The sequence below is a fragment of the Amphritea opalescens genome (assembly GCF_003957515.1).
GTDB lineage: Bacteria > Pseudomonadota > Gammaproteobacteria > Pseudomonadales > Balneatricaceae > Amphritea > Amphritea opalescens.
Genome location: NZ_RQXW01000005.1, coordinates 244,126 through 270,116, shown reverse-complemented (window position 1 = coordinate 270,116; position 25,991 = coordinate 244,126). Strand labels below are relative to the sequence as shown.

At 47.5% G+C, this 25,991-nt stretch carries 23 protein-coding genes; 10 read left to right on the top strand and 13 right to left on the bottom strand.

What is annotated here, in order from left to right; genetic code table 11:
- Positions 1 to 296 precede the first annotated feature (296 nt).
- From EH243_RS07840 to EH243_RS07825, 4 genes are all read left to right on the top strand, one after another.
- Positions 297 to 932: a TetR/AcrR family transcriptional regulator gene (locus EH243_RS07840; protein WP_126158095.1), complete on the top strand. Its 636-nt coding sequence runs from the start codon at positions 297 to 299 to the stop codon at positions 930 to 932.
- Positions 933 to 1,189: 257 nt separating this feature from the next.
- Positions 1,190 to 2,206 (top strand): TRAP transporter substrate-binding protein, encoded by a 1,017-nt coding sequence (locus EH243_RS07835; RefSeq protein ID WP_126158094.1) that lies wholly within the window; start codon positions 1,190 to 1,192, stop codon positions 2,204 to 2,206.
- Between the two features lie 72 nt (positions 2,207 to 2,278).
- A complete protein-coding gene (locus EH243_RS07830; RefSeq protein ID WP_126158093.1) occupies positions 2,279 to 2,779 on the top strand; it encodes a TRAP transporter small permease in 501 nt (166 codons plus the stop codon).
- Positions 2,776 to 4,065 (top strand): TRAP transporter large permease, encoded by a 1,290-nt coding sequence (locus EH243_RS07825; protein WP_126158092.1) that lies wholly within the window; start codon positions 2,776 to 2,778, stop codon positions 4,063 to 4,065. Before EH243_RS07830 ends, EH243_RS07825 begins: the two co-directional genes overlap by 4 nt.
- A gap of 167 nt (positions 4,066 to 4,232) precedes the next feature.
- Here the strand turns inward: EH243_RS07825 and EH243_RS07820 are convergent, their stop codons facing one another.
- From EH243_RS07820 to EH243_RS07805, 4 genes are all read right to left on the bottom strand, one after another.
- Positions 4,233 to 5,939 (bottom strand): sigma-54 interaction domain-containing protein, encoded by a 1,707-nt coding sequence (locus tag EH243_RS07820; RefSeq protein WP_126158091.1) that lies wholly within the window; start codon positions 5,937 to 5,939, stop codon positions 4,233 to 4,235.
- Positions 5,940 to 6,070: 131 nt separating this feature from the next.
- A complete protein-coding gene (locus tag EH243_RS07815; protein WP_126158090.1) occupies positions 6,071 to 6,898 on the bottom strand; it encodes an ABC transporter permease in 828 nt (275 codons plus the stop codon).
- Positions 6,895 to 8,157, bottom strand: coding sequence for an ABC transporter substrate-binding protein (locus EH243_RS07810; protein WP_126158089.1), 1,263 nt, complete (start codon positions 8,155 to 8,157; stop codon positions 6,895 to 6,897). The genes EH243_RS07815 and EH243_RS07810 overlap by 4 nt, the downstream gene beginning before the upstream one ends.
- A gap of 28 nt (positions 8,158 to 8,185) precedes the next feature.
- Positions 8,186 to 8,995 carry an ABC transporter ATP-binding protein gene (locus EH243_RS07805; RefSeq protein WP_126158088.1) on the bottom strand — a complete coding sequence of 270 codons (810 nt, stop codon included), beginning with the start codon at positions 8,993 to 8,995 and terminating at the stop codon, positions 8,186 to 8,188.
- A gap of 750 nt (positions 8,996 to 9,745) precedes the next feature.
- Here EH243_RS07805 and EH243_RS07800 point away from each other — a divergent pair.
- From EH243_RS07800 to EH243_RS07790, 3 genes are all read left to right on the top strand, one after another.
- Entirely contained in the window at positions 9,746 to 10,651 is a 906-nt protein-coding gene (locus tag EH243_RS07800; protein ID WP_126158087.1) for an AEC family transporter, read from the top strand.
- A gap of 97 nt (positions 10,652 to 10,748) precedes the next feature.
- Positions 10,749 to 11,936: a benzoate/H(+) symporter BenE family transporter gene (locus EH243_RS07795; RefSeq protein WP_126158086.1), complete on the top strand. Its 1,188-nt coding sequence runs from the start codon at positions 10,749 to 10,751 to the stop codon at positions 11,934 to 11,936.
- Between the two features lie 133 nt (positions 11,937 to 12,069).
- Complete coding sequence (locus tag EH243_RS07790; RefSeq protein WP_126158085.1) at positions 12,070 to 12,540, top strand: nucleoside triphosphate pyrophosphohydrolase family protein; 471 nt, start codon at positions 12,070 to 12,072, stop codon at positions 12,538 to 12,540.
- Positions 12,541 to 12,655: 115 nt separating this feature from the next.
- Here EH243_RS07790 and EH243_RS07785 read toward each other — a convergent pair whose 3' ends face one another.
- Together EH243_RS07785 and EH243_RS07780 are read right to left on the bottom strand one after the other, a co-directional pair.
- The gene (locus tag EH243_RS07785) at positions 12,656 to 14,635 is read right to left on the bottom strand and encodes a DNA topoisomerase III (protein WP_126158084.1); all 1,980 of its coding nucleotides are present in this window, start codon (positions 14,633 to 14,635) and stop codon (positions 12,656 to 12,658) included.
- Positions 14,636 to 14,744: 109 nt separating this feature from the next.
- Positions 14,745 to 15,125: a glutathione S-transferase N-terminal domain-containing protein gene (locus EH243_RS07780; RefSeq protein WP_126158083.1), complete on the bottom strand. Its 381-nt coding sequence runs from the start codon at positions 15,123 to 15,125 to the stop codon at positions 14,745 to 14,747.
- A gap of 254 nt (positions 15,126 to 15,379) precedes the next feature.
- On the opposite strand from EH243_RS07780, the gene EH243_RS07775 reads away from it, so the two are divergent.
- Positions 15,380 to 15,970, top strand: coding sequence for a TIGR04211 family SH3 domain-containing protein (locus EH243_RS07775; RefSeq protein ID WP_126158082.1), 591 nt, complete (start codon positions 15,380 to 15,382; stop codon positions 15,968 to 15,970).
- A gap of 101 nt (positions 15,971 to 16,071) precedes the next feature.
- Here EH243_RS07775 and EH243_RS07770 read toward each other — a convergent pair whose 3' ends face one another.
- Positions 16,072 to 17,703: an acyl-CoA synthetase gene (locus tag EH243_RS07770; protein WP_126158081.1), complete on the bottom strand. Its 1,632-nt coding sequence runs from the start codon at positions 17,701 to 17,703 to the stop codon at positions 16,072 to 16,074.
- Positions 17,704 to 17,926: 223 nt separating this feature from the next.
- On the opposite strand from EH243_RS07770, the gene EH243_RS07765 reads away from it, so the two are divergent.
- Together EH243_RS07765 and EH243_RS07760 are read left to right on the top strand one after the other, a co-directional pair.
- Positions 17,927 to 19,441 (top strand): PAS domain-containing sensor histidine kinase, encoded by a 1,515-nt coding sequence (locus EH243_RS07765; RefSeq protein WP_126158080.1) that lies wholly within the window; start codon positions 17,927 to 17,929, stop codon positions 19,439 to 19,441.
- A 12-nt stretch (positions 19,442 to 19,453) separates the two neighbouring features.
- Complete coding sequence (locus EH243_RS07760; RefSeq protein WP_126158079.1) at positions 19,454 to 20,062, top strand: response regulator transcription factor; 609 nt, start codon at positions 19,454 to 19,456, stop codon at positions 20,060 to 20,062.
- Between the two features lie 124 nt (positions 20,063 to 20,186).
- Here the strand turns inward: EH243_RS07760 and EH243_RS07755 are convergent, their stop codons facing one another.
- The 6 genes from EH243_RS07755 to EH243_RS07730 form a co-directional block, all read right to left on the bottom strand.
- A complete protein-coding gene (locus EH243_RS07755) occupies positions 20,187 to 21,209 on the bottom strand; it encodes a DMT family transporter (RefSeq protein WP_126158078.1) in 1,023 nt (340 codons plus the stop codon).
- Positions 21,210 to 21,345: 136 nt separating this feature from the next.
- A complete protein-coding gene (locus tag EH243_RS07750; RefSeq protein WP_126158077.1) occupies positions 21,346 to 22,149 on the bottom strand; it encodes an alpha/beta fold hydrolase in 804 nt (267 codons plus the stop codon).
- Between the two features lie 2 nt (positions 22,150 to 22,151).
- Entirely contained in the window at positions 22,152 to 22,571 is a 420-nt protein-coding gene (locus EH243_RS07745) for a PaaI family thioesterase (protein WP_126158076.1), read from the bottom strand.
- Between the two features lie 28 nt (positions 22,572 to 22,599).
- Entirely contained in the window at positions 22,600 to 23,067 is a 468-nt protein-coding gene (locus EH243_RS07740; protein WP_126158075.1) for a PaaI family thioesterase, read from the bottom strand.
- A gap of 2 nt (positions 23,068 to 23,069) precedes the next feature.
- A complete protein-coding gene (locus EH243_RS07735) occupies positions 23,070 to 24,728 on the bottom strand; it encodes an AMP-binding protein (protein ID WP_126158074.1) in 1,659 nt (552 codons plus the stop codon).
- 117 nt (positions 24,729 to 24,845) lie between these two features.
- Positions 24,846 to 25,985, bottom strand: a complete 1,140-nt coding sequence (locus EH243_RS07730) for a CaiB/BaiF CoA transferase family protein (protein WP_126158073.1) — start codon at positions 25,983 to 25,985, stop codon at positions 24,846 to 24,848.
- Positions 25,986 to 25,991 lie beyond the last annotated feature (6 nt).

Sequence of the window (25,991 nt, the reverse complement as noted above, 5' to 3'; positions counted from 1 at the left end):
TATTTATCTTCCTTTAAATACCTATCAATAACTGTTCCAGCCCGCATATTTTCCTTATAAAACAGATATATATAAATAACAAAGTCAAATATAACATCATTTATTATTACAGAATGATTAACATTGTAAGCCAATGTCATATGACTTCTGCATGCATAATGCCACTAAATTATATTTCAGAATTTCATTACCACCCTTGTCACACTAGCACCCACAATATTGCGGAATATAAAACCACCTTGACAAAGATACATTCCGTCCTGTATCTAATATATAGCGAATAAGGAAACCGTATAATGACCGTGAAAATGAGTACGCCAGTACAGCTACCAAGAACACAAGCTCAGCGTAGTGCCGAAACACAAATGCTGCTGTTAGACGCCACAATAGACACCCTCATTGAAGTCGGCTATACACGCGCTAGTACTATGGAAATAGTTAAACGTTCAGGTGTATCCCGGGGAGCACAAGTACATCACTACGGCAGTAAAACAGGTTTAATCACCGCGGCAACGAAACATCTATTTATTGGCTTTATTGATGAACTCGAAGAATTAGCTCTGCAAGTTAGGTGTTCCGATAATCATTTGGAGGCTTTTCTCGATGGCACCTTAGAAAAGTTTTTCCATGGGCGGTTCTTTTTTGCATCCCTGGAACTTATTATCGCAGCGCGAACAGATATATCGTTAAAAAATAATTTAATACCCTTAATCAAAGAGTTTCATCATCGACTTGACGAACTATGGGATCGTTTTTTTGTATCGACTGATGCATCACCTGCTAATGTCGCTATCCTGTTAAATATGACCCTTTGTCTTTTACGCGGGATGGCTGTGCAATCAGTGCTACGTGAAGACCCAGATTATTACACAGAGATAATCGACACTTGGAAAACAATTTTATTATCATTTTTAACTAAACGAGAGAATTAAAGTTATCAACACCAATGATTATTTTTAACGTCAAACAATAGTCATAACAACTAACCAATTAGTGATACAGACTAATTAAAAACTTACAACTTAAATATAAGGAGAGTTCAACCTAACAAACTTAAATAACAATAGTTTTGACTGATATTAATACCCCCTCAGTCATACGAAGTGTTTGCTCTACTGGTTTTTTTAAAATAGTTTTCATGCTTTACATTTTTCAATAAAAATTAGTTAACCCCACAGGATCAATGCTTATGAAAATTAAAAATTCAATAGTCGCCGCTGTTATCACAGTCTGCAGTTTAAGCACGATATCTAGCGCAAGCGCTGAAAGTGTAAGAACATTAAAGTTTCATAGCGGACTGGCACAGTCTCGCCCTGAGGCAGCATCTATCGACCACTTCGCTGAATTAGTTAAAGAAAAATCAGGTGGCAACCTACTCATCAATGTTTATCACTCAGGCTCTCTAGGGCTTAAAGAAGCAGACATGCTACGCATCCTACAAGCAGGCATGGTAGATATTGGCCTCATGTATGGCGAGTACTATAAACGAGATGCGCCAGCGTTAGCCTCTGTTTATGCTCAAGGCGCCATAACAGAAAGCAGCCAGCATCTTGATGTGCTTCCTACCTTACGGGATATCTATAAAAAAGCCTATGCAAAGTGGGATATCACTACAGTAGGTGGCGTAGTAGCACCCGTATTTGATGTTGGCTTACATTGTAAAGAACCTATCAACTCCCTTGAAGGCCTACATGGTAAAAAGGTTCGAGTGTGGTCTGGTCACCTTGTTGACACCTTCAAAAACTTGGGAATTACCGCGCAGGTGATCCCACAAAATGATATGTACCTCGCTCTTCAAACTGGCGTAGTCGATTGTGCTTATTACCTATCAACCGTTGCTAAAACGGTCTCACTTCAGGAAGTAACCAAGTATGAATCTTATCTACACCCTTGGGCAGCATCCCCATGGATGTTTGGTGTCAGCGATAAAACTTGGGACTCACTAAGCAAAGAGAATCAAGCAATTTTAGTTGAGGCTGGTAATGAGATATGGGACGAAACCAAAGAAAAAGCCGTTGACCCTGTACGAGAAACAACGGCCCGTGAAGAACGAGTTGCTCTCGGCATAACAGTTCTCCCTAAGTTTAGTAATGCCGACGTCCAAACGTTTGTTGCAGCGTCTAGCAAAGCTTGGAAAGAAATGGCAGAAGAATCCGGTGAAGAAGGATTGGGCTATTATGAAACAGTCTCTAACTTAACTAAGTAAATTTTACCGGCTCTAATATTTTATATCAGAGCCGGTATTTTTATCAGTCTAAAACTATAAGGAACACATTAAATGCTCCTATTTTCTAAAGTTATTGACTTTATTGTAAAATGCTTTTTTTATATTGGTGTGTCATCAGGGATAGCAATGACATTATTAGTATTCGCAAGCACCTTACTTCGATACCTTGCTGGCCAGCCTATTTCATTTTCTGATGAACTCACTGGATTACTATTTTTAACAATGGCATTTACGACCTTTCCATATGTGTCCAATAAATCGGGACATATTAGGCTAGACCTCATTACCAACAAAATGCCCCCCAGCATTCAGAAAATTTTCATCCCTATTGCCTCAACAATATTTATTACCTTTGCCATTATCTTTGCTTGGCAAGCATGGCAGTTCCTAGAATTTTCTAAACTCATTAGTTCCCGTACCGATGTCAGCAGAATATTACTCTGGCCTTGGATGGCTCTGATGCCTGTATCGATGATACTTTGTGTCATAGTCGAAATTAAAAAGCTACTCATAAAAAACAGTCATTCCATGCTAGAAGAGGTTTCACCATGAGTTGGCTTATTCTGTGTTCAAGCCTTGCACTTCTATTAAGTACCGGCGCACTTTTAGGCGCTGGGTTAGGGCTAACCGGTTTCATACTTCTCCACTTTCAAGGCAATGGTGCCTCCGCATTAGCAATCAACTCCGTATGGAATTTACTAACAGAATTTACACTAAGCGCTGTACCTCTTTTTATTATATTAGGTGATATATTGCTAGCTAGCGGTGTATCTCAGCGTGTTTACAATGGATTAACACCTCTGTTTCGCAAGATTCCAGGCCAGTTACTACACACAAACATTGCTGTTTGCACTCTTTTTGGAGCAGTAAGTGGTTCAAGTACGGCCACAGCCGCAGCAATTGGGTCTGTCAGTTATCCCGAACTTAAACAACGCGGATACTCCCCTAGTATGGTTGTGGGAACGCTAGCTGCAGGTGGAACCCTAGGGTTACTCATTCCTCCTAGCTTAGCGCTGCTTATATATGGAGCGACTCAAAACGTTTCTATTGGCAAGCTATTTATGGCGGGCTTAATACCCGGTGTGATTATTGCTGTCTGCTTTTCTGCATGGATTTTTATACGAGCTAGCATCGGTACCAAAGTGGCACCACCCGCGACTGAGCCATTTTGCTGGAAAGAAGTAAGACAGGGTCTGATGCAAGTCTGGCCACTTCCCATTCTTATCTTTTTTGTCCTTGGTACCATTTACATGGGTATTGCAACCCCAACGGAAGCCGCAGCATTAGGCGTGGCAGCCGCCATCGTTATCGGGTTTAGCTGGGGGGATTTAACGATAACAACATTATGGAAAGCATTTCACAATGCCTCTTTTATGTTCGGTGCTATTGCACTAATTTTGGTTGGCACATCTATTTTGGCACAAGCCGTCAGCTTGCTGGGGTTACCTAGAGCTGCAGTCGAAATGATCAGTGACTTGGGGTTTGGCCGTTATGGCGTGTTAGTAATGGTCATACTCGTATACCTATTATTGGGATGCTTTTTTGACGGCATATCACTTCTCCTCATGACATTACCCATCACATTCCCAATGGTAACAAGCATGGGTTTTGATCCTGTTTGGTTTGGCATTATTGTCACACTACTTATGGAGGTGGGAATGATAACACCGCCAGTTGGACTCAATCTTTTTGTACTCAGCGCTATTACAAAAAATGAAGTCAATGTCACACAAGCGGCTAAGGCTTCATTACCCTATTGGCTGATTCTATTAATGGCTGTTGCATTGTTAACGATCTCGCCATCAATCGTTTTATGGCTCCCGAACACAATATTCTAATCGGACGTTAAACATTGTAAGTAAAAGCCGAGACCGAAGAGCAACCCTCTTCGATCTCGGCAACACTTCGTCATTAAATAAAAAAGGCATAGTGGTTAGCAGCACACCTGCTGACGTCTTCCTTAAAACGATACTCTAAACCTTCCATTTTTAACGGTCTATTACCTCTATTCACGACAAAGGTTCATCGGTAACCCAAGCTTTTCGAGACGATACCTAAACTGCCGGGGCGACATACCCAACATAGCAGCCGCACGGGTTTTGTTGCCCCCGGTATGTTGCAGAGCCTCCGCAATGGCCCCCGCCTCATCTTTACGCACCCAGCTATAAGGCCGATTCTGGACAGATGAGTAAGCCGATGATGTGGATGGCGTTGGTGGTTGCGGTTGAGACTGAAACAGGGGAACACTTTCCGAACGATGAGCAGGAAAGGAGGGACTTGGAGAAAAACCATCCGATGACTGACCAGCCTCTAGGTGCTCATTAATAGCGGATTCCTGCCGTAGAATCATCTCTATATCATTGACGGTAATAGTTCCCTCTAAACTGATTAATACAGAGCGCTTAATCACGTTTTCAAGCTGACGAATATTACCGGGCCAGTTATAGGTTTCTAAACGCTCCATAACCCCCTTATCAAATACGGTATAGCGGTTATATTCTGTATTGGCACTGAGCAGAAAATGACTAGCCAGTATTCTCACATCACCAGCCCGCTCTCTTAACGGTGGCAGGTGGATAGGAAAAACATTAAGGCGATAAAACAGATCGAGACGGAAGGTACCTTTATTCACCGCCTCTTGTAAGTTTTTATGGGTCGCCGTGATGATGCGGACATCGACAGGAATATCCTTAACACCACCGACGCGCTGAATGACCTGGTTTTCCAGAATCCGCAACAGCTTTGACTGCAACTCCATATTAAGATCACCAATCTCATCGAGAAAAAGAGTCCCTCCGCTGGCTAACTCAATTTTTCCTTTTTTACTCGCTGATGCGCCGGTAAAGGCACCCCGCTCATGCCCAAAAAGCTCCGATTCCAACAGTTGTTCAGGTATCGCTGCACAATTGATCGCAACAAAGGGCTGATCTCTTCGCGAGCTATTCAGATGCAATACCTGAGAGAAACGCTCTTTACCCGTACCGGACTCCCCCGTTAACAACACGGTAACCACCGTATCAGCGACTCGGCTAATCTGCCTTAGCGCATCACGTACCGCTTGGCTTTCGCCAAGAATACCGTGATTATTCTCACCACTCTTATTTTGCAGGGCGTCTTTTAGCTCTCTGTTTTCTTCCTGAAGATAACTAGTACGCTCCTTAATCAAATTATTGATACTGATAATCTGCGCAATAAACGTCGATAGAATCCGTAAAATCATTAAATCGGCATCGATCGCCCGGGGTCGCATCCGTAATCGATGCGCCGCCAATACACCGATAGGTGAATTACCATCCATAATAGGGACCGCCATATAGGCGACCACCCCATCGGGAAGCGTTTCACGATCAACAGCCCTAAATAAATAATTTTGTTCCTCATCAATATTCTGAATAACGGCAGGCTGACCGCTTTTCATAACACTGCCCGTAATGCCTTCACCAATTTTATAGAGACCTGATTTACGCTCTTCATCTCGCAAACCATAACTATAACGAATCTGCAGTGTTTCATTGGTCGCCGACGGCAGTAAAACACGACCTCGGTTTAACCCTAGCATCTGTGACATTAGCCGTAATGTGCCAGAAATAGCGATTTCTGGAGTCGCCGACTGCCCAATGAGTTTTGCAGATTCATGTAATACCGTCAGATCTGATGCACCAGCGCCAGCATCATTCTCGGAACTCTTATTAATATCTGTTGAAAAATCCATAGGCTTTAACCTCTGCAAGCAGAAAAACCTATTGCTAGCAATAGGTCTGTTTTCAGAAAAGTTTTAACAGCCGTGTTAAATCGGCCATCTAAAGTAGTGACCCCTACCTGCGGGCCTATTGGCTCTACTCATTACTCCACATGCCAGTTAAAGCGTTTAATCAGTACACTACAGACCGTATCCAAGCCATAGCCGATAATGCCAATAACAAGAACGACCGCCGCCAGATAGTCATAGGCAAGCGTATCGCGGGCATCATTGATGGCATATCCTAAACCGCTGGTAACGCCTAAGTATTCAGCTGGAACCAAAACAACCCAAGCCACGCCGACCGCCAAACGAATTCCCGCCATCACATCGGTCATGATAGCCGGCAGAATAATTCGACGAAGCATTTGAAAACCAGATGCGCCCAGATTACGAGCCACCTTAAACCAATTAGGATCAATACGACGAACCCCATGAGCCGTAGAGAAAATAATCGGCCATACGGTAGCCATTACAATCAGGAAAATAATGGCTGAGTCCCAGCTATCAAATGCCAAAACAGCAACCGGCATCCACGCCAAAGGACTGATCATTCGTAAAAATTGAAACGGCACATTAGTCACTTTCAGTGCAACACCAAAGTAACCTACCGTGACACCAACTGGGACGCCGATGGCGATGCCCCAAACCAGCCCAGCCAGAATACGATAAAGACTTGAACCAATGGGAGCCCAAACCTCGCCACTACTGACCATATCCACCAATGCACTAAAGGTCGGCGCTGGTGCAAACGCGGAAAATGCACTCAGGTCAGGATCAGCTTCAATCATATAACCGCCTACCCACCAGAGCGCGAGCAAGCAAGTAATACCCAGTGCAGGATATTGCAATGATTTAAACAAGCCCAAAAACCAACCCATATTAGGCATCATGTTCGTCACAGGGATTGATTGGCTATTGCTAGTGCTCATATCTTAATCACCTCTTCACGTTCAAATGGATTTTCGGCATTAAAGCCTGGCGCATTTTCCCAACCCGGATGTTTTTCCATTGCTGCTTTCACAAAGCGATAATCAACTAGATCTTCCGCGACAAAGTCGGCATCTAACGCTTGTAAAAATGTTGTATCACCGCTCACCAGGGTATGTTTAAGTTCATTGACGATGAGCTTAGTCGCCGATGGGAACGGCCATGGTTGGAAATCGATACGACCACTACCCCATTGTGGATTCTGAATCGCATCAGGGGTGGCATAATCCTCTTCGTCATAAAGCGTCATTGCTCGCTCAACCACATTCGCTTTCATGGGCAGGTAACGCTTGCCATCCCTAGACATCATATGGGCGACTTCTTTCTTGTTCTGCTGAGCGTAGATCTGCGCTTTGACAATGGCGTTCATTACTTTCTGAGTCCATTCAGGATTAGCGTTCACCTGTAATTCATTCATACACACAACACAGCAGGGATGGTTACGCCACATATCACCGGTAAAGCGCAACATTTTACCGCCCGCTAACAATTCACCAGCAGCATTGAAAGGCTCGGCTACAATGAAGGCATCAATTTTCTTAGCGGCCAACGCTGGTGGCATATCCGGTGGTGGCATGATCTGAAGATTGACTTCATCTGCAGCAATAGCCTCACCCTGCCCCTTAATAACAGGCTTTAGGCCCACATGACGCAACGCCATTTGCAGCACAATATTATGCATCGAGTACCAATAAGGCACAGCGACTTGCTTACCACCTAAATCCGAAAAACTCTCGGCTTTGACATGTTTTCCGACCACCACACCTGAACCATTAAGGTGTGCCCAAGACATAATTTTGACAGGAAAGCCGTTGTTATATCGCATCCAGATAGGGATAGGCTTAAGAAAGTGCACAAGGTTAAATTTACCGGCGGCAAAACCTTCAACCAAAGGAGACCAGCCACGAATCAAGGTCGGCTTTTCTGATTTCAGCCCCTCTTCAGCAAAAAAACCTTTTTCATGGGCGACCAATAACACCGTCGCATCTGTAATAGGTAGATAACCAATACGCACTACCTCATCTTCCGGTGGTTGAATATCAGCCCAAGCAGGCATACTGGTTGACAGTCCGAACATTGCAGCGAGTCCCCCCATCGCCAGACTATCCATCATAAAATCGCGGCGACTCATCTCATTTTTCTGTAGATAATCAAGATCAATATCTGAAATTTCATCTACGATAGACTTATGCTTTTTCATTTTACGATCCTCTTAAATTCGCTAGACATCACGCGGCAGATGCCGTTTTTTCTGACTCATCAGCAACGCTGGTATGACGACCCGCCAACCCAGTATCGGTACCTTTAAACTGTTTCATCAACTCATCACGCATGGCTTGGAAACCCGCATCCATGTGCCGTCGTGGCCAAGGCAGATCAACTACCAGCTCGCCAACAATACGACCCGGGTTTTGAGACATGATTAATACTCGATCGGCCATCGCAATGGCCTCATCGATGTCATGGGTTACAATCACCATCGTAAGGCCCCGTTCACGGCAGATATTAGGTACCTCTTCTTGCAACTGAGTACGGGTAAAGGCGTCGAGTGCCGAAAACGGTTCATCCAAAAGCAACACTTCAGGCTCTGTGGCTAGCGACCGAGCTAAAGCGACTCGTTGCTGTTGACCACCAGACAAACTTTGCACATTAGCGTTTTTCTTATCGTTTAAGCCGACCATATCGAGCAAAGCATCCACTCGCTGTCCCGCTTCGCCTTTAGATACGCCATCAAATATCAATCCTAATGCGGCATTCTCTTTAACACTCATCCAGGGATAGAGAGAGGCTTTTTGAAACATCATGTTCCACTTTGCACTCGGCTTAGCGACCTGATGACTATTAATACGTACACACCCTTCAGTCGGTATAAGTAATCCAGCCATCATATGAAGCAGCGTGGATTTGCCACAACCACTGCGCCCGATCAAAGCGACGAGCTCGCCCGGTTCTATTCGGTTTTCAATATCTTTCAGCGTAGGTTCCGCTGTAGCACTGAACTTGTGTGTGATGAAATCAAGTGATATAGACGCACCCATACTCCGGCTCCAATAAATTGATATTGATAAAGGTCAAAGCATTTATTGGGCCAACTTAAAGAAACCTATGAAAACAACAACTTAAGAAAAACGCATAAGATGATCGATTGGCATCAAAGATCAACAATGTCGCGCAATGTTAGTCAGTGCTAAAAATGAAGGATGAATTGGTGCACTTTCTGACAGTCACTCAATACAAGATTCGGCCACTCTAATTCGGCCCCTCTGAAAAAAGAGTGTCTACGGGTGATTTTACAACCACACAACGTCTACCGATGGCCGCTGCGCATCCGACTAAACCTGCGGATCTTTAAGCTGCATAGGCAACAGGGACTCTAGCAACAGATCCTTGCCAATAAGAGACTGACGGTAAGACCAGCCTTGGCGATACAGGACTGGCAATACAGGACAGCCATCCAGTAATGCAACTTGCTATGCATGAAGGCCGATCATATTAAGTGTTAATCAAAATGGCCGATCAGTAACCATCCCCCTAGAATAATTAAGATTTGCGCCCTTGAGCTATTTTATATGCCGTGTTCAATTATCTATAAACTCAATTAATTCAAACACTTTTGTACAAAACTGTTTTTTCTCTATATAGATTACTGATAGCATCAACCATCGAGCTAAAACGCGCATAGTTGTCACGATGCCACTCAAGTATTCAATGCACGCTTAAAGCGATGTAGGCCTGAGCTTTATTTGATAAGGCAAATCCAATAAAAATAACAACGAAAGAGACGATCAATGCAGATGTTAGCGGTACTGATTAATCCGGTATTACCGGTTTTTGCCATCTTGGCTATCGGTTTTGTATTAGGCCGAGCGGGCAAAATAAGCAACGAACAGGCGAAAAGTATTAACTGGGTGGCAACCGCTGTTTTTCTACCCATACTCGTGCTTGGGTTGGTCAGCAATGCGCCGATTGATCAGTTTAGTCTCGCGCCGCTATGTGCTTACCTATCGGCTGAGGCCGTACTGATAACACTGGCATTTTGGTTAGGCCGCAGGCTTGGGCTGGAAAAACAGGAGGCCGTTTTGATGTCGGTCGGCTGCGTATTCGTCAATAATGTGTTTCTGGTGTTACCCATCAGCCAATTCCTGTTCGGCAGCGAGAACACCACCGCGATCATTGCCATTGTTACCTTGGATACCATCCTGCTATTTACCGGCACTCTATTCGCCCTCGAACTCACCCGTCCAGAGCGCCCATCATTAGGCCGCGTTATTAGCATCGTTGCACGCTTGCCGCTGATTATTGCCATCACTATCGGCTTATTGCTCAACCTGCTTCAGATACAACTACCCGATGCGATAGCAACCTTTATTAGTTTTAATGGCAAAGCCGCAGCTCCTCTTGCGCTATTGGCTCTGGGCGTGGTGCTGTCGCAAATATCGCTGCATCCAGACAAAATCGTCTGGTTGTTTACGGGGCTGAAGCTGATTGTCATGCCTCTCTTTGTTTGGCTAACGCTGTCCCTCTTTGCCCCACAGACGCCAGATAGCAATCTCTATATGCTCAGCTCCGCCGGACCGATCACCACCGCGGTATTCTCCTTTGGGATGCTCTATGGCGTACATACCCAACGTATTGCCCAATTACTGGTGTTAACCACAGTATTCAGCCTGATCTCATTGGCGGCATTGGCCTGATAAGCAGAACGCCGATAAGCCCTCAGCAGTGCTGACACAGCCTTGCGGTATACTCAGCACAACAAAACAACAATAAAATAACCGGAAGCGCTCTCCCATGTTAAAAGACCTTTCATTATCGGCGATAACCGCAGGATTATTGGCGGTACTCATCTCCTATTCTGGGCCATTGGTGATCTTCTATCAGGCAGCACTGAGTGCCGAGATATCGAGTGAGATGATGTCATCCTGGGTCTGGGCCATTTCAATGGGCGCGGCTATATCAGGTATTTTTCTCAGTATCTGGCTTAAAGCCCCCATCATTACCGCTTGGTCGGCACCGGGCACCGCCTTGCTGATCACGCTATTTCCCGACCTATCACTCAATGAGGCCGTCGGCGCTTATATTACTGCAGCAATCATACTGATCATGATTGGCTTTTCCGGTTACTTCGACCGCATTATGAATATCATCCCTCGGGGGATTACCTATGCCATGTTAGCGGGAATACTCTTTCAGTTTGGTGTTCAAGCATTCCTATCCATTGAGGTCATGCCTGAACTGAGTATTCTCATGATTAGTACCTACTTGATTTTCCGACGATTACTACCCAAATACTGTTTATTGCTGCTACTTTGTATCGGCCTACTGGGGGCTATCGCCATGGGTGAAACCAACCTGCAATCAGTTACCTTTAACCTCACCACACCTATTTTTATTGCACCCGAGTTTACCTTTAGTGCCACCCTTAGCCTGGCTCTGCCATTAGTGGTGGTAAGCTTAAGCGGACAATTTCTTCCGGGGTTTGCTATCTTGAAAGCCTCAGGCTTTACTTCCCCCGCCCGCCCCATCTTCATTTGTACCGGCGCTATATCGCTAATTACCGCCCTGTTTGGCGGCATAACCACCGCCATTGCAGCAATTACTGCGGCACTTTGCACCGGGGAAGATGCTCACCCCGATCCCTCTAAGCGCTATATTGCGGGCATATCCAATGGTGTATTTTATCTGATCGGTGCGACGTTCTCGGGCACCATCATTGCCTTATTTACCGCTTTGCCTGAACACTTTGTCGCAGTACTAGCAGGATTGGCGTTACTCGGCGCGATTTCAAGCAACCTACTCGGCGCCGCACAGGAAACCACCCACTTTGAGGCCTCATTGATCACCTTTCTCGTTACTGCGTCGGGTATGAACTATCTGGGTATTGGTGCGGCATTCTGGGGCGTCGTCATTGGCCTCATTAGCTATCTTGTGCTGTACCAACCATTGAGATTTACAAGCGGCTTTAAGCAACGTAAATAACATGACGTTAAGCCAATATCGACAGATCAGTATCACCGTTAGATGAAGAACAAAATCGATTCCAAATTGCGCTTCAGAGCTGAAACCGTCATCATATAGGCCGTTTATAACTGTCCACGGTATACAAAGCACAATGAGTAATTTCACCGACGTATCTTATCTAAACACTGTATTTGGCAACCTTAAGGGTGATATGCAGAACCCCAACTGGGACAAAGCAGGTAAACAACTGCACCTAATCCAAGAAGAATTAGCCGAGCTAGTGGAAGGCATCGATAATAAGGATATGTCTGAAGTCCGTGACGCCGTTGCTGATATCTTGGTTGTCACCTATGGGATGGCACATATTCTCGGTATTGATGCGGATACTGATATGTCAGCCGTGCAGGCAAGTAATCTATCAAAGCTCTGTAAAACCGATGAAGAGGTCGAGCAGACTCTGGCTTATTATCGCAATGAGGTTGGCCTTAACGTCTATAGCGGCGGCGAACTGCCCGAAGCCTTTATCAAGTCAGCAGAAGATCAAACCGGTAAAGATGGTAAGTTTTACCCTGGCCAGAAGTTTCTTAAATGCATCAACTGGCATGAACCGAAACTGGTCTGAACGCTCCCTTTATCTCGTTAGCTGAATGGTAAGACCACATCCAGCAGGCTCAATCAAACGGTGTCCATGGCACCGTTTTTAATACCTGTTCACCGCTAAACATCCGCAAGACCTATTACGCCTTGCGGGATGCCGGTTTTCTCGATGGAGTGGTTTTTTTGCTTTTCGCGGGAGCACGCTTAGCCCCAGTGGTGGGTTTACGAGCACCTGTTCGGCTGGTACGTCGCTTTGGCTTAGGTTTAGGGCTTAACGCCTTGAGCGTATCCGGAATAACTACCTGAGATGACTGAGCAATTAACGTTTTTAGCCGTTCCGTCAGTGGCTGCATAAAACTGTTATAACTGGCTTCTTGCTGACACACTCGGCTGAGTTCAGATTCCCACAAGGCGGTCATGTCCGGAGTGGTAGCACTTTCAGGCAAACAGTTGATTAATGCCCTGCCCACTTCCGTTGAACATATCGCTTTGCCTTCTCGGTTTAAAAATCCCCGCGTAAACAGTAGTTCGATAATCCCCGCACGGGTCGCTTCGGTGCCTAGGCCATCCGTCTCTTTCAATACCTTACGAATCTCAGGATCAGTCACATAACGGCCAATACCGGTCATCGCTGCCAGTAGGGTCGCATCCGTAAAATGCTTAGGGGGCTGAGTATTTTTTTCATCCAGAATTCCCTCGATGCATGTTAATGGCTGGCCCTCCTGTAACACCGGCAAACTGCTGTGTTTCTCGGCGGCATCGGATAGCAGCGGCTTCCAGCCTAGATTTTTTGTCTGATGCGCATTAGCAATAAACTGTCCTCCGGCGATGCGTAGATCTACCCGAGTATCGTCATATTCATAGGCTGGCATAAACTGCGCCAGATAATAGCGGCTAACTAAGGTATAGAGTTTACGCTCGGCATCATTCAGAGAAGCCAGATTGGCCTGACGCGTGGTCGGGATAATCGCATGATGGGCGCTCACTTTTTTATTGTTCCAAGCGGCTGAACGCCTGCCCGCATCAATCTGCGGTAGATGTTCGGCGAGGTTTGGCTGGTTGTTGGTGATACTCGCAATCACCTCGCCCGCTTGAGTAAAGTGATCCTCTGGCAGATAGCGGCAATCGGAACGGGGGTAGGTCAACAGTTTATGGCGCTCATAGAGCTTTTGGCAGTTATCCAGCACATCTTTGGCACTCATACCAAAACGTTTGGCTGCTTCTATTTGTAAACTAGACAGACTAAAGGGTAACGGAGCGTTCTCTCGCTTGCGTTTTTGCGTCAAACTTAGCAGTTCAGCGGGCTGCCCTTTAATTCGACTTATCACCGTTTCTGCAAGTTTTCGGTTTAAAACTCGCCCCTCATCATCCTGGTAAGGCTGACAGTTGTCACTCGGTTTCCATTTGGCGTTAAAGCGCTCCCCGGCTTCGGTTTCGATAACCGCTTGCACCTCGTAAAAGGGCTTGGAAACAAAGTTTTCAATCTCGGCATCACGGCGTACCACCAAGCCCAACAACGGCGTCTGCACCCGCCCTACTGAAAGCACCCCCTGATAACCGGCCTTACGCCCCTGAATACTATAGGCCCGCGTCATATTGATGCCGTAAATCCAATCCGCGCGTGAGCGCGCCAATGCCGATACAGATAACGGTATAAAGTCACTATTCGGTTTTAAATTTTGTAGCGCGCTGCTAACCGCTTTAGGATTCAGGTCACTGATCAGTACACGCTGAGCCGTTCGCTTTTTAGTAGCGCTGGCGCCAAGATAATTGATCACCTCGTCCACCAGCAACTGCCCTTCGCGGTCTGGGTCACCCGCATGAACCAACTGTTTCGATTGACGGATCAAGCGGCGTAACACCGTTAGCTGTGAACGGGTCTGAGTGCGCGGTTTTAGCTTCCACTCATCGGGGATAATAGGGAGGTGTTCAAACCGCCAGGGTTTGAAATCTGGATTATAATCGGCGGGGTCTGCTAGTTCGAGCAAGTGCCCTAAGCACCAACTGACACAGTCACCATTGCCTAGCTCGATAAAGCCATCCTGTTTTTTATGGGGTTTAGGCAACACATCCGCGATGGCGCGCGCTAGACTGGGCTTTTCTGCTATATATAAAATCATGATCAATAGTACTGGTTAAATATACAGACAAGTTATCCCAATTCGCACGATGACGCTAGCGGCAGGCACAAAAAAAGCAGCCTTGGCTGCTTTTAACACTTAATCCATCTTATGCGCCGGTCTTGGGCGTCACATAAGCCTGCTCGAGATAGTGAATAATGTCGGAAGATTCATACATCCAACGCACTTCGCCATCCGCTTCATCGATACGCAAGCAAGGCACTTTTAAGCGTCCACCGCCCTCCAGTAGCTCTTGGCGGTACAGATCAACCTTTTTCGCATCACGTAACTCAATATTTAGACCGTTACGACGCAGAGCTCGGCGCACTTTGACGCAAAAGGGACACGCCTCATATTGATAGAGCGATAAATGAGCCGTGCGTAAGTCTAGCTCACGCTGTTGTTGAGGGTCTCTTTTAATCGCCCGAGGACGAAAGACAAAATTCAAAAGCAGGATAATCCTACCGAGAAACCAACGAATAAATGCCACTCTGATAACTCCTTACATTCGGGCCTGATAGCAACCGATTAATTCGTGCGCTAGTATATCATTACCTTCGTAAATAATGGCCTTAAAAAAAACAAGGCATATTCCACGGCTGATTGATTGTATAATATTAAATAATTACGACAATACACTGAACTTATCATTCACTCACAGGTCTACCTTGTCCAGCTTTACCTGAAAACCAGGTTTCGGTTTTAGGGGGGGGAAAGCTGAACGTCTATACACACAGGAAGAACATGAATTCGTCAAATAAACTCCCAAAAAAGCCATGGATCGCATGCCTTTTTGCCATAGCACTTTCAACATCAGCCGACGCCGCTAATTATGTCAGCGATGACGTCTTTACCTTTTACCACGGTGGACCAGGAACAGAGTACCGCATTACCGGGCGGATACGCAGTGGCACACCGGTCACCGTATTAAAACGGAATGAAAAAACCGACTTCATCCAGATTAAAACACCGAGCGGAAAAATTGGTTGGATGCCTGCCGATAAGATTTCATCCGGCACTAGTATGACGGATCGTTATCCTAAGCTTGAGGAACAGTTAAAACTGAATGAAGAGAATCTTGCCGCGCAAGCTGAAGAGATTTTAGAACTCAAGAAGCATAATCAAAGCCTTGCGGGTCAAAATGCCGGTAATGCTGGAAAAGTATCGGCCCTCGAAGAGGAGATCGTGAGTCTAAACCGCACAATTAACGGTATGGATGAAAGCAATCTGATGCGCTGGTTTACCTATGGCGGCTTAGTTGCCTTCGGTGGATTGCTGCTAGGCCTGATGGTCCCTTATCTGCCAAAACGTAGAAAACGTCACGACACTTGGTAACCCTTTAGGCAAATCGCTGATAACTCAGCGGTCTAGAGATATAAAACGAAGCAACCAGAAACCCTGTTTCTGGTTGCTTCGTCGTTTCTACAGGCTAGTCATTACTCTTTGTTAGCTTGATCCCGCAAAACAAACTTCTGAATTTTACCGGTTGAGGTTTTTGGCAACGGACCGAAGATGACTTTTTTCGGTGTTTTAAACTTCGCCATATTATCCCGACAGAAATCGATAATCTCTTGCTCAGACACTTCGGCACCATCTTTCAGGGTCACAAAGGCACAGGGAACTTCTCCCCACTTCTCATCATCCCGAGCAACAACCGCCGCTTCCATCACACTGCTATTACGATACAACACATCCTCGACCTCGATCGAAGATATATTCTCACCGCCGGAGATGATAATGTCTTTAGAGCGATCCTTGATCTCGATGTAGCCATCAGGATGCCAAACCGCCAGATCGCCGGAATGGAACCAGCCACCGGCAAAACTTTCTTCCGTTGTGGTTGGGTTTTTCAGATAACCTTTCATCACCAGGTTACCCCGCATAAAGATCTCACCCATGGTAAGTCCATCCTGTGGTACGGGCTCCAAGGTCGTTGGATCAGCAACCATGAGGCCATCCAGCATAGGCGCCCTCACCCCCTGACGGGATTTCAATCGGGCGATCTCTTCATCTGAGCGATCATTCCATTCCTGATGCCACTCACACACCACCGACGGGCCATAGGTTTCAGTCAACCCATACACATGGGTGACGCTAAAGCCCATCGCTTCCATGCCTTGAATCACGGCGGCCGGTGGCGCGGCTCCCGCGGTCATCACCTTCACTTTATGATCGATCCCCGCTTTCATCTCATCCGGGGCGTTATTCAACATATTCAAGACGATCGGGGCGCTACAAAAATGGTTAACTTTTTCATTTTTGATCGCGGCATAAATATCATCGGCCCGCACATGCCGTAGACAGACACTCACGCCGCTAGACGCGGCCAGACTCCAAGGGAAACACCAGCCATTGCAGTGGAACATCGGCAGGGTCCAGAGGTACACCGGATGATGCCCCATATCCCAAGAAACAATATTACTCATGGCATTTAAGTAAGCACCACGGTGATGGTAGACAACACCTTTGGGATTACCGGTCGTACCCGAGGTGTAGTTGAGGGTGATCGCATCCCACTCATCCTCCGGCATCTGCCATGCGTAATCGGCATCGCCTGTCGCAATAAAGGCTTCATAATCGGTAGCACCGATCAAATGCCCTCCTTCATAATAAGGGTCATCGATATCAATCACTAAAGGCTTATGGGGAATCATTTTCAGCGCTTGCTCAATGACCTCAGAAAACTCCCGATCCACCATAATCACTTTGGCTTCGCCATGCTGCAAAATAAAGGCGATCGCTTCGGCATCTAAACGCACATTCAGGGCATTCAAGACCGCGCCACACATAGGCACACCAAAGTGAGCCTCAAATAACTCAGGCAGATTGGGGGCCATCACCGCCACGGTATCCCCTTTGCTAATACCATGCTGAGCTAAGGCACTGGCGAGCTGACGGCAACGGCGATAGGTTTCTGACCAAGTGCGCTGAGTCTGCTGATGGACTACCGCCGTATGGTTAGGAAAAACAAAAGCTGAGCGTTCGATAAAACTTAACGGACTCATGGCCGAAAAGTTCGCACTGTTTTTATCCAGCCCAAACTGATATGGATTTGAGTGTGTTGACATAATAGTTAGCCCTGAACATTGCTATATCTGCGATCAGCTAGCAGGCACAGCATTATTATTGTTTGAAAAGAGTTATAAATCCTACCCTCTAGGGTATACCCTGATTGCATCCGTTATAATACGTAATTACCCTGACGAAACAAGTTAGCCTTAAGTCCTAGCAGCGGAAAATAAATTGCTACAATAGACGACTTAAGGGTTTATACCTCATTTGCGAGCACCCATGAGTATAGAACAAAATCTGAAAGCGATTAGTGAGATGGATGAGGGGGAACGCTCCCGCTTTTTGGTAGAGCAATCCACCGATATGATCTCCCGTCACACCCCCACCACAGAGTGGACCTTTCTGGATGTCAGCCCCGCCGTCGAACGGATGCTTGGCTATACCGTTGAAGAGATGATCGGCACCGCAGGTTATGACCTATTTCACCCAGAAGATGCTGACAACCTGATTAAGCGTTCCGATTCTGTCCGTTATCGCAAAGGGATGTACACCAACGTTTATCGCTACAAGCATAAAAATGGCCACTATATCTGGCTAGAAACCACCAGCCGTACCCTGCGCAACGCCGAAGGTAAACCCATAGAGGTGGTTTGTGTTTCCCGTGATGTCACCGAACAAACCCTTGCTCAGCAGGCCACCCGACGTCTAGCTCGGGTCGTGGAATCCTCATCCGATATGATTATGTTCTGCAACCATAAAACCATGCAGCTAACCTATATGAACGAGGCCACTTACATTACCTTGGGCACCGAAAAAGAAAATCCCATGGTGTTTTACCTTGAACAGATGTTTGCACCCAAGATTTTTGCCTCATTAGTGCAAGATGCCCTCGGCCATGCCGCGGCCCACGGCACCTGGTATGGCAGTATTCAAATGCAACTACCATCGGGCCGAGAGCGTACCGCAGAGATCCGCGAAGTGATCGCCCATCGAAATCTTAACGACGATATGCAGGTAGAGTATTATTCCATCATCGGTCGCGATATCACCCTACGCCGTAAAGCCGAAGATGAGATGAAGCGCAACCAACTGGAGATGGCCCATATTGCCCGGCTGCTTTCCGTCGGTGAAATGGCGTCTGGACTCGCCCATGAGATTAACCAACCCTTAGCCGCGATTCTGAACTATTGTCGCGGATCGATGCGCCGTATTGAAGAGGGACGCATCAGCTCGGTCGAGGAGGTCAGCCAGTCGATGGGGCTGATTACCCGCCAAGCTAAACGCGCCGCCGAGATCGTCAAACGCATGCGTAGCTTTGTGAAGAAAACCGAATACCAGCGCATGGAATTCTCTCTTAACGAGAGTTGCCAAGAGATCGCCGAATTCCTAAAACAGGAAGCGTTAGATCACAACACCACCTTTGAATACGAACTGGAACATGGCGAATTACCCATCGTCGCGGATAAAATTCAGGTTGAACAGGTGTTAGTGAACCTGATCAGAAATGCGATCGAAGCTTATAATGGCTGTGAAATCACTCATCGTCCCGTTATTATCAACACGCGCAAAACCAAAGATTGTATCTATATCTCGGTATCTGATCACGCTAAGGGCATCAGCGCCGAGATGTTAAGTAAACTGTTTGAGCCGTTCTTTACCTCAAAATCGACCGGGCTAGGAATGGGCTTATCCATCTCCCGCACGATTATTGAGGCCCATGGCGGACAGCTTTGGGCAGAAAGTGATGGCCAAACAGGCACGCAGTTTTATATTAAAATTCCAGCGAAAGGCTAGGACCAGATAAAGATGAGTAAATACAACGGCACCGTTTTTATTGTTGATGATGACGATGATTTTCGTGATTCCATGCAGTGGCTTTTAGAGAGTGACGACCTGCCGGTCAAAAGCTTCTCATCGGCCCGGGACTTTCTCAATAACTACAAGGGCGATCAGGGCTGTATGCTGCTGGATGTGCGTATGCCCGAGATCAATGGTCTTGCGTTACAGCAAATCATGCTAGAAAGAGATATCCGCCTGCCCATCATCGTACTCAGTGGCCACGGCGATATTCCCATGGCGGTCACTGCCATGAAAAATGGCGCCATCGATTTCCTAGAAAAACCTTTCGATGATGAAGTACTGATCCCACTGGTTCAAAATGCGTTGAAAAAAGCGGATCAGATACTCGCCGATCAACAGCAACGAGAACAGATAAATCAACTCTACGAAACCCTCAGCCGACGCGAACGGGAAGTCATGGCCTTAGTAGTGTCGGGCAAGGCTAACCGAGAGATTGCCGAAGAGTTGGGCATTAGCCCCAAAACAGTCGAAGTCCACCGCTCTCGGGTGATGAGTAAAATGCGGGCAGAAAGCCTACCCGTTCTAGTGAATCAAGCCTCTCAACTCGAAAGCTAACGGGGCATCACGGATAAACAAGCAGCAGAGGGACGACATAACCTCTGTCCATTCTGCTGCTTGTCGAACACCCTTTACCCTCTCTTATCGAGTATTCCTCGATGTAGATATAGCCCCGCGATGATTACTTTTCACGCACAACGGCATCAGCGATCACCGGTTCGACCGCGACGACCGCTTCAATTACGGCTTCGACTTCGTGCTCAACGGCCGCTTCAAGCTCCTCACCGACCGCCGAATACTGCTTCAACCAACCGAGTATTCGAGGTAACAGCAAACCTGCAATCACGATAGCCATCCCCAACAACTGCAGTTCAGTAACCGACTGGCCGAAAATCAATGCGGTCAATACCGCAAACACCGGCACAAAGTTAAAAAATAGCGATGCCGTCGCGGCGCCCAACTGTTTCACCCCGCTGATCCATAACAGATAGCCCCCCACCGTACCAAAGACGCCGATAAACAGCAGATCGGCCAAAACCCATGAGGAGATCGCCAAACTTTCCTGCCACGGATGCACTTCAGCACTAAAGGCTAACATCAGAGAGATCACCCCTGTACCAGACATCATCCCAACAAGGGTAAAAGGAATCATCGGAAACCAACGACTAATACTTTGAGTTAAGCAGGTATACAAACTCCAGCACAGCATACCGACAAAAATCAGTTGATCGCCCTGATTAAACTCAAAACCAAGCAGTCGCGATAACTCGCCATTGGTCAGCACCAACATCACACCCGACAAACAGATAATTAGACTGAATATAGCACTCAGATGAGGGAGTTTTCGCTGCCACAGGGTGCCCATCAAAGAGGTCGTTAAGGGGCTCAGTGCCATGATCAAAGCACCATTACTGGCATCGGTTTTTGTCAGCCCAGTAAACAGGCATAGGTTCAGTCCACCGACGCCCACAATCGAGGCCATTATCGCCCACAGCCACTGTTTGGGCGTTAAGCGTGGCACCCGAATTTTCGCCCAAACGGCATAGATCAATAGGCAGCTTGCCGCTACCCCAAAACGCCACAGCACGAGCGTTAAAGCACTGACTTCATGCAAAGCATGTTTACCCACCGGAAAACATGCTCCCCAAAAAAACGTACACAACAATAACATCCAAACAGCGTTGCTATTCGCTGAACGACTCATGACCGATCTCCATCTCTCACGTTGAAAACACCGCCTATAGAGCGCAGAAGTCGATATATAGGGAAGAACCGGCATCATAGCATAAGTGCTTGAATCTTTATGTCGCAGCGATGGGCTTACTTATCAGAGGCTTAGGTTATAAATTAAGAGATGTAATAAATTGAGTCATTGCCTGCAGCGTCGCTTGTTTCGCTTGTAGATGGGGCACATGACCACACTGAGGGATAAACAACCCCGTGGCGCTTTCGCCAATAGCATTGACAATATCGTCTACCTGAGCGACTTCACCATATTCATCATCTGCGCCCTGAATGATCAGCGCTGGACAGCGAACCTGGCTCACCCACTCGGTAAGATCCAACGGCTGAAAACGTTCCCGCAGCCAGGTTTCATGCCAAGCACGAAAGACTAAGTCGGTACGATCCCCATGATAACGAGCCAATTTTTCAGGAAAGTCCGTGGTGTTATACAGCTCGACGGCGGCAACAATGCCCTCCGTGGTTAAAGAATCAATACGAATATGCGCCGCCTCGGTGATAATCGCCACCACACGGCCGGGCAGTGCCGCCGCTGCGATGAGTGCGATAGAGCCGCCATCACTGTGACCGACCAAGACAACCCGCTCTAGCCCCGCCGCATCCAACACCGGCTTAACCCAATCCCGCCCTTCGTGATCAAGGTAATCATCCGGGCGTGGCAGGCTAATCGGCGATGAACGACCATAACCTCGACGCTCATACACCAGCAGATCCATCCCCGTGGCATCGGCTAACAATTGCGGGAAATCTTTCCACATATCGATATGCCCCAACGCCTCATGCAACAACACGAGGGTCGGCCTATCCCAACCCTCGTTATGTGCATGACGCCCATGCAGAGCAAATATCTCGGTACCGTCTTTCAGGGTAAGTCGTCGTTCCTGCCAGTCAATACCTGTCATACTTAACGCTCCACCGGTATGGAGTAGGTCAACGTGGTGTGTGCCACTACCTCATCACTGCCTTCCGAGCGGATCCACACCTCACCCACCGCCAACCGTTTGCCGACTTTCATCAGATTACAGCGTGCAATCAGATCACTGTCAGGCCGGGGCTTGCTCATAAAGTTGATATTGAGATTGGTCGTTACCGCCAGTGCCACAGGGCCAATCTGCCCCAATAACGCCGCATACATACAGACATCAGCCAATGCCATCATTGATGGCCCCGACACAGTGCCGCCCGGCCTAAGATGCTCAGCATCCACCGGTAATTTCATCTCGGCCCAGTTATCACCGAGATCGGTAAGAACACCAAACCTTTCACCCTGGGGAAAATGTTCCGCCAGAAAATCATTCATCTGTTCGATTGTCATGACAGGCATAGAAAACCTCGCCTATTGTTTATAGTTGTTATTGTTTAGCTTGATCCACAACCGCGAGAGTCACCATCGCTTTAGCCACTAACTCAGGGTTATGACCACTAAGGCAAAACACCTCGGCTTCAGCAATAATGAGCTTAGCCCCAGGTTTGAGCACCTGGGCCCGACAATACAACTGCTCGCCTTTTGCCGCCCGCAGTAGATTAATCTTAAACTCTGCGGTAAGAATGATCTGCCCCTCAGCAAGCAGGGTTGCCGCTGCAGTGCCCGCCGTATGATCGGCTAACGTCGCCTGCACGCCTGCGTGCACATAACCGTCCTGTTGTAGGTGTTTCTCCTGCAACATTAACGACGTTTCACAGCTACCGGCCTCAAAGCCCGCTAACTGAAAACCGAGGTCTCTTACAAACGGCGCCTTATAAAACACTCGCTCAACCTCTGCCGCGAAGTTTGGGTTACGCACCCGATACTCCAACGGCATGGCCTGAAAGTTAGGCATTGTTATGACATGCCATCCGCTTCATCTTTCGCTTGATTCCGCAGAATGAAACGCTGAATTTTACCGCTTGGTGTTTTCGGCAGCTCCTGTAAAAATTCGATCTCCCGTGGGAACGCATGGGTCGACAGACGACTACGCACATGGGTTTTCAATTCGACGATCAGCTCTTCACTCGGATCAAACTGCTCTCTGAGTACCACATAGGCTTTAATAATCGCGCCACGCTCAAGATCAGGTTTACCAATCACACCACTTTCAGCAACGGCTTCATGCTCCAGCAGAGTGTTTTCAACATCCGCAGGCCCCACGCGGTAACCGGCGGTCGTAATAATATCGTCATCACGACCATTGAAGGAATAACTACCGTCACCGTGACTGATCACTACATCACCCGTTAAGTAGTACTTTCCTCGGAACGGATTTTTCTCGCCCCAGGTGTAGCCAGGAAAGATAAACAGCGGGGATTTTTCCATATCCACGGCCAACTCACCGATCTGCCCTTTACCTAATTCATTGAGATCATTGTCCAACGCCACCACACGATGCCCAGGCAGAGAGAATCCCATTGAGCCAACTCGGACAATATCCTGTTTCAGATCGTGATGATTACAAGCCACCATACCGGTTTCGGTCTGGCCATAATGATCCATCACTGGACAGCCTAAGCGACGTTCAACCCAACCGATCACTTCAGGGTTTAGGGGTTCGCCAGCACTACTCGCCAGTCGTAGCTCAAAACCACTGTGTTCGTCTAACAACTCTTCATGCGCCATCAACAAACGATACGCCGTGGGTGCAGCAGCCAAGTTGGTAATCTTATACTTGCTGAGCATTTTATAGGTTGTTTCTGGGGTAAAGGCATTCTCATTGAAGTGGGTCGTGTTACCCAAGAGCAACGGTCCAACCACCGCATAGTAAAGGCCGTACGCCCAGCCCGGATCCGCTACGTTCCAAAAACGATCTTCTGGATGTAGGCCCACCGCATAACGCATGTAAACATAAAAAGATAACAGAGCACGGGTCGGCACAGCGACGCCCTTCGCTTTACCTACCGTACCGGAGGTAAACATCTGCAGGAACGGATCATCAGCCCCCACTCTTACCGGCTCAAACTCCGTACTTTGTGTCGCCATCTCCGTATCAAAATCAGGCAAGCCCGCATAGTTAGCGGCGGCGTTATCACGGTCAAACAGAATCACCGGTGGGCAACCGTTAACCGCATCTAACTTCTCGATATTATCCGGATTGGTGATAATCAGCTTCGTTTCTGCCTGAGTCACTCGGTACTCTATCGCACCGCTACCAAAGGCGGTAAACAGCGGCTGATAAACAGCGCCCGCGCGCAATGTACCTAACACCACCACTAACAGCTCAGGTGTCCTCGGTAGTAAACAAGCCACTCGGTCACCCTTCCCGATTCCCCGAGCCGCCAACAGATTGGCAAACTGAGCAGCCCGCTGTTGTAATTCGGCAAAGGTATGGCTCGATGCTGGGCGCGTAGCCCCTTCATAATTCAACGCGACGCGTTGTTCATCTTCAGCCCAACGGTCACAAATCTCTTCACAGGCATTAAAGCCCTGCTTAAGATCACCCACGAGTTTATCTTCAATCATAGATGGGGTGAAGGAGTCGTAAAACGCCTGATAGTTCTCAATAGTCATTATCTGCCTCGTTGTTATGTTTATTAAGGCCCTGCGGAAGAACGCTAAACGTCCCAGTAACAGGCTCATCCTTATTGGTCTTTATTTTTCGCACTTCATTAAGCTGAGATCTGCGGGTTAATCAAACAACCCCGCTTCCCTCAGCGTGTCAATTTCAGTCTGGCTATAGCCTAATTTTTCCATGATTTTGATCCCCTGCTCACCACATCGGGGAGCGGGTCTTATCGGTTGCTGCTCAAACCCCAGCGCTGAATCGATCTGCCGTTCACCACTATTTTTTGTCGCGATCATGTTACGAGCAACAAACTGAGGATGCTCAGCAGCCTCCTTCACGGTTAACACCGGCTCAACACAGATATCCTGATCGGCCAGCTCCTCGCACCAATTTTCTAGATCCTGTTTGGCAAACTTTTGCTGCAATAGGGTTTTAAACTGACGATCTTCCAGCGGCGGGTTATCCTGAATATTCAACGCTTGGGCCAACCGTTGACGGAACTGCGGCTCTAGGCTGCCCACCGATAGATAGCGATCATCGGCGGTACGGTAATAATCATAAAAACCGCCCCCATTGAGGAAGTTCCCCTCAGGCCGTGGATCTGGTGCGCCATTTAAGGCGGCAGGCACCATCAATGCCTGCAAGGCCAAGGTATTGTCTGCCATCGAGATATCGAGATAACAACCCTCACCCGTACTTTGACGACCAATCACCGCCGCCAAGATAGCAATCACCGCGGGATGAGAACCCGCCGCCACATCGGCCACCTGCAACCCCATCGGAGCTGGGCCTGAAGACTTTCGCCCCATATGGCTAGCCGCCCCCGATAGCGCCAAGTAGTTAAGGTCATGACCCGCCTTATCTCGATAGGGGCCGGTTTGACCATAACCGGTAATAGAACAATAGATCAGCTGAGGGTTAACCTTTTTTAATCGCTCATAATCTAACCCTAAGCGCGCCATCACCCCCGGCCTAAACTGTTCAATCAAAATATCGTATTCACCCACCAGCTGATCGATCAGCTCGATTGCTTCGGGATGTTTGAGGTTCAGCGCGAGGGATTCTTTGCCCCGATTGAGATAACTGAAAGCGGCAGACTGACCATCAACCAACGGTTTCATATTACGCACTAGGTCATGACGCGAGGCCGACTCTACACGTAGCACCTCGGCACCTAAGTCAGCCAGCATCATCGTCGCATAAGGGCCGGGTAACAGAGTCGAGAGATCGAGCACTTTCAGACCTTTCAAAGGGGTTTTCACGATTAA

What these genes read in the sequence shown, in the direction of transcription:
- EH243_RS07765 (WP_126158080.1), top strand. Translation starts at nt 17,927, where the DNA reads ATGAGTATAGAACAAAATCTGAAAGCGATTAGTGAGATGGATGAGGGG.
- EH243_RS07795 (WP_126158086.1), top strand. Translation starts at nt 10,749, where the DNA reads ATGTTAAAAGACCTTTCATTATCGGCGATAACCGCAGGATTATTGGCG.
- EH243_RS07810 (WP_126158089.1), bottom strand. Translation starts at nt 8,157, where the DNA reads ATGAAAAAGCATAAGTCTATCGTAGATGAAATTTCAGATATTGATCTT.
- EH243_RS07760 (WP_126158079.1), top strand. Translation starts at nt 19,454, where the DNA reads ATGAGTAAATACAACGGCACCGTTTTTATTGTTGATGATGACGATGAT.
- EH243_RS07815 (WP_126158090.1), bottom strand. Translation starts at nt 6,898, where the DNA reads ATGAGCACTAGCAATAGCCAATCAATCCCTGTGACGAACATGATGCCT.
- EH243_RS07830 (WP_126158093.1), top strand. Translation starts at nt 2,279, where the DNA reads ATGCTCCTATTTTCTAAAGTTATTGACTTTATTGTAAAATGCTTTTTT.
- EH243_RS07785 (WP_126158084.1), bottom strand. Translation starts at nt 14,635, where the DNA reads ATGATTTTATATATAGCAGAAAAGCCCAGTCTAGCGCGCGCCATCGCG.
- EH243_RS07735 (WP_126158074.1), bottom strand. Translation starts at nt 24,728, where the DNA reads ATGACTATTGAGAACTATCAGGCGTTTTACGACTCCTTCACCCCATCT.
- EH243_RS07805 (WP_126158088.1), bottom strand. Translation starts at nt 8,995, where the DNA reads ATGGGTGCGTCTATATCACTTGATTTCATCACACACAAGTTCAGTGCT.
- EH243_RS07790 (WP_126158085.1), top strand. Translation starts at nt 12,070, where the DNA reads ATGAGTAATTTCACCGACGTATCTTATCTAAACACTGTATTTGGCAAC.
- EH243_RS07825 (WP_126158092.1), top strand. Translation starts at nt 2,776, where the DNA reads ATGAGTTGGCTTATTCTGTGTTCAAGCCTTGCACTTCTATTAAGTACC.
- EH243_RS07740 (WP_126158075.1), bottom strand. Translation starts at nt 23,067, where the DNA reads ATGCCTAACTTTCAGGCCATGCCGTTGGAGTATCGGGTGCGTAACCCA.
- EH243_RS07820 (WP_126158091.1), bottom strand. Translation starts at nt 5,939, where the DNA reads ATGGATTTTTCAACAGATATTAATAAGAGTTCCGAGAATGATGCTGGC.
- EH243_RS07755 (WP_126158078.1), bottom strand. Translation starts at nt 21,209, where the DNA reads ATGAGTCGTTCAGCGAATAGCAACGCTGTTTGGATGTTATTGTTGTGT.
- EH243_RS07775 (WP_126158082.1), top strand. Translation starts at nt 15,380, where the DNA reads ATGAATTCGTCAAATAAACTCCCAAAAAAGCCATGGATCGCATGCCTT.
- EH243_RS07770 (WP_126158081.1), bottom strand. Translation starts at nt 17,703, where the DNA reads ATGTCAACACACTCAAATCCATATCAGTTTGGGCTGGATAAAAACAGT.
- EH243_RS07800 (WP_126158087.1), top strand. Translation starts at nt 9,746, where the DNA reads ATGCAGATGTTAGCGGTACTGATTAATCCGGTATTACCGGTTTTTGCC.
- EH243_RS07840 (WP_126158095.1), top strand. Translation starts at nt 297, where the DNA reads ATGACCGTGAAAATGAGTACGCCAGTACAGCTACCAAGAACACAAGCT.
- EH243_RS07750 (WP_126158077.1), bottom strand. Translation starts at nt 22,149, where the DNA reads ATGACAGGTATTGACTGGCAGGAACGACGACTTACCCTGAAAGACGGT.
- EH243_RS07745 (WP_126158076.1), bottom strand. Translation starts at nt 22,571, where the DNA reads ATGCCTGTCATGACAATCGAACAGATGAATGATTTTCTGGCGGAACAT.
- EH243_RS07835 (WP_126158094.1), top strand. Translation starts at nt 1,190, where the DNA reads ATGAAAATTAAAAATTCAATAGTCGCCGCTGTTATCACAGTCTGCAGT.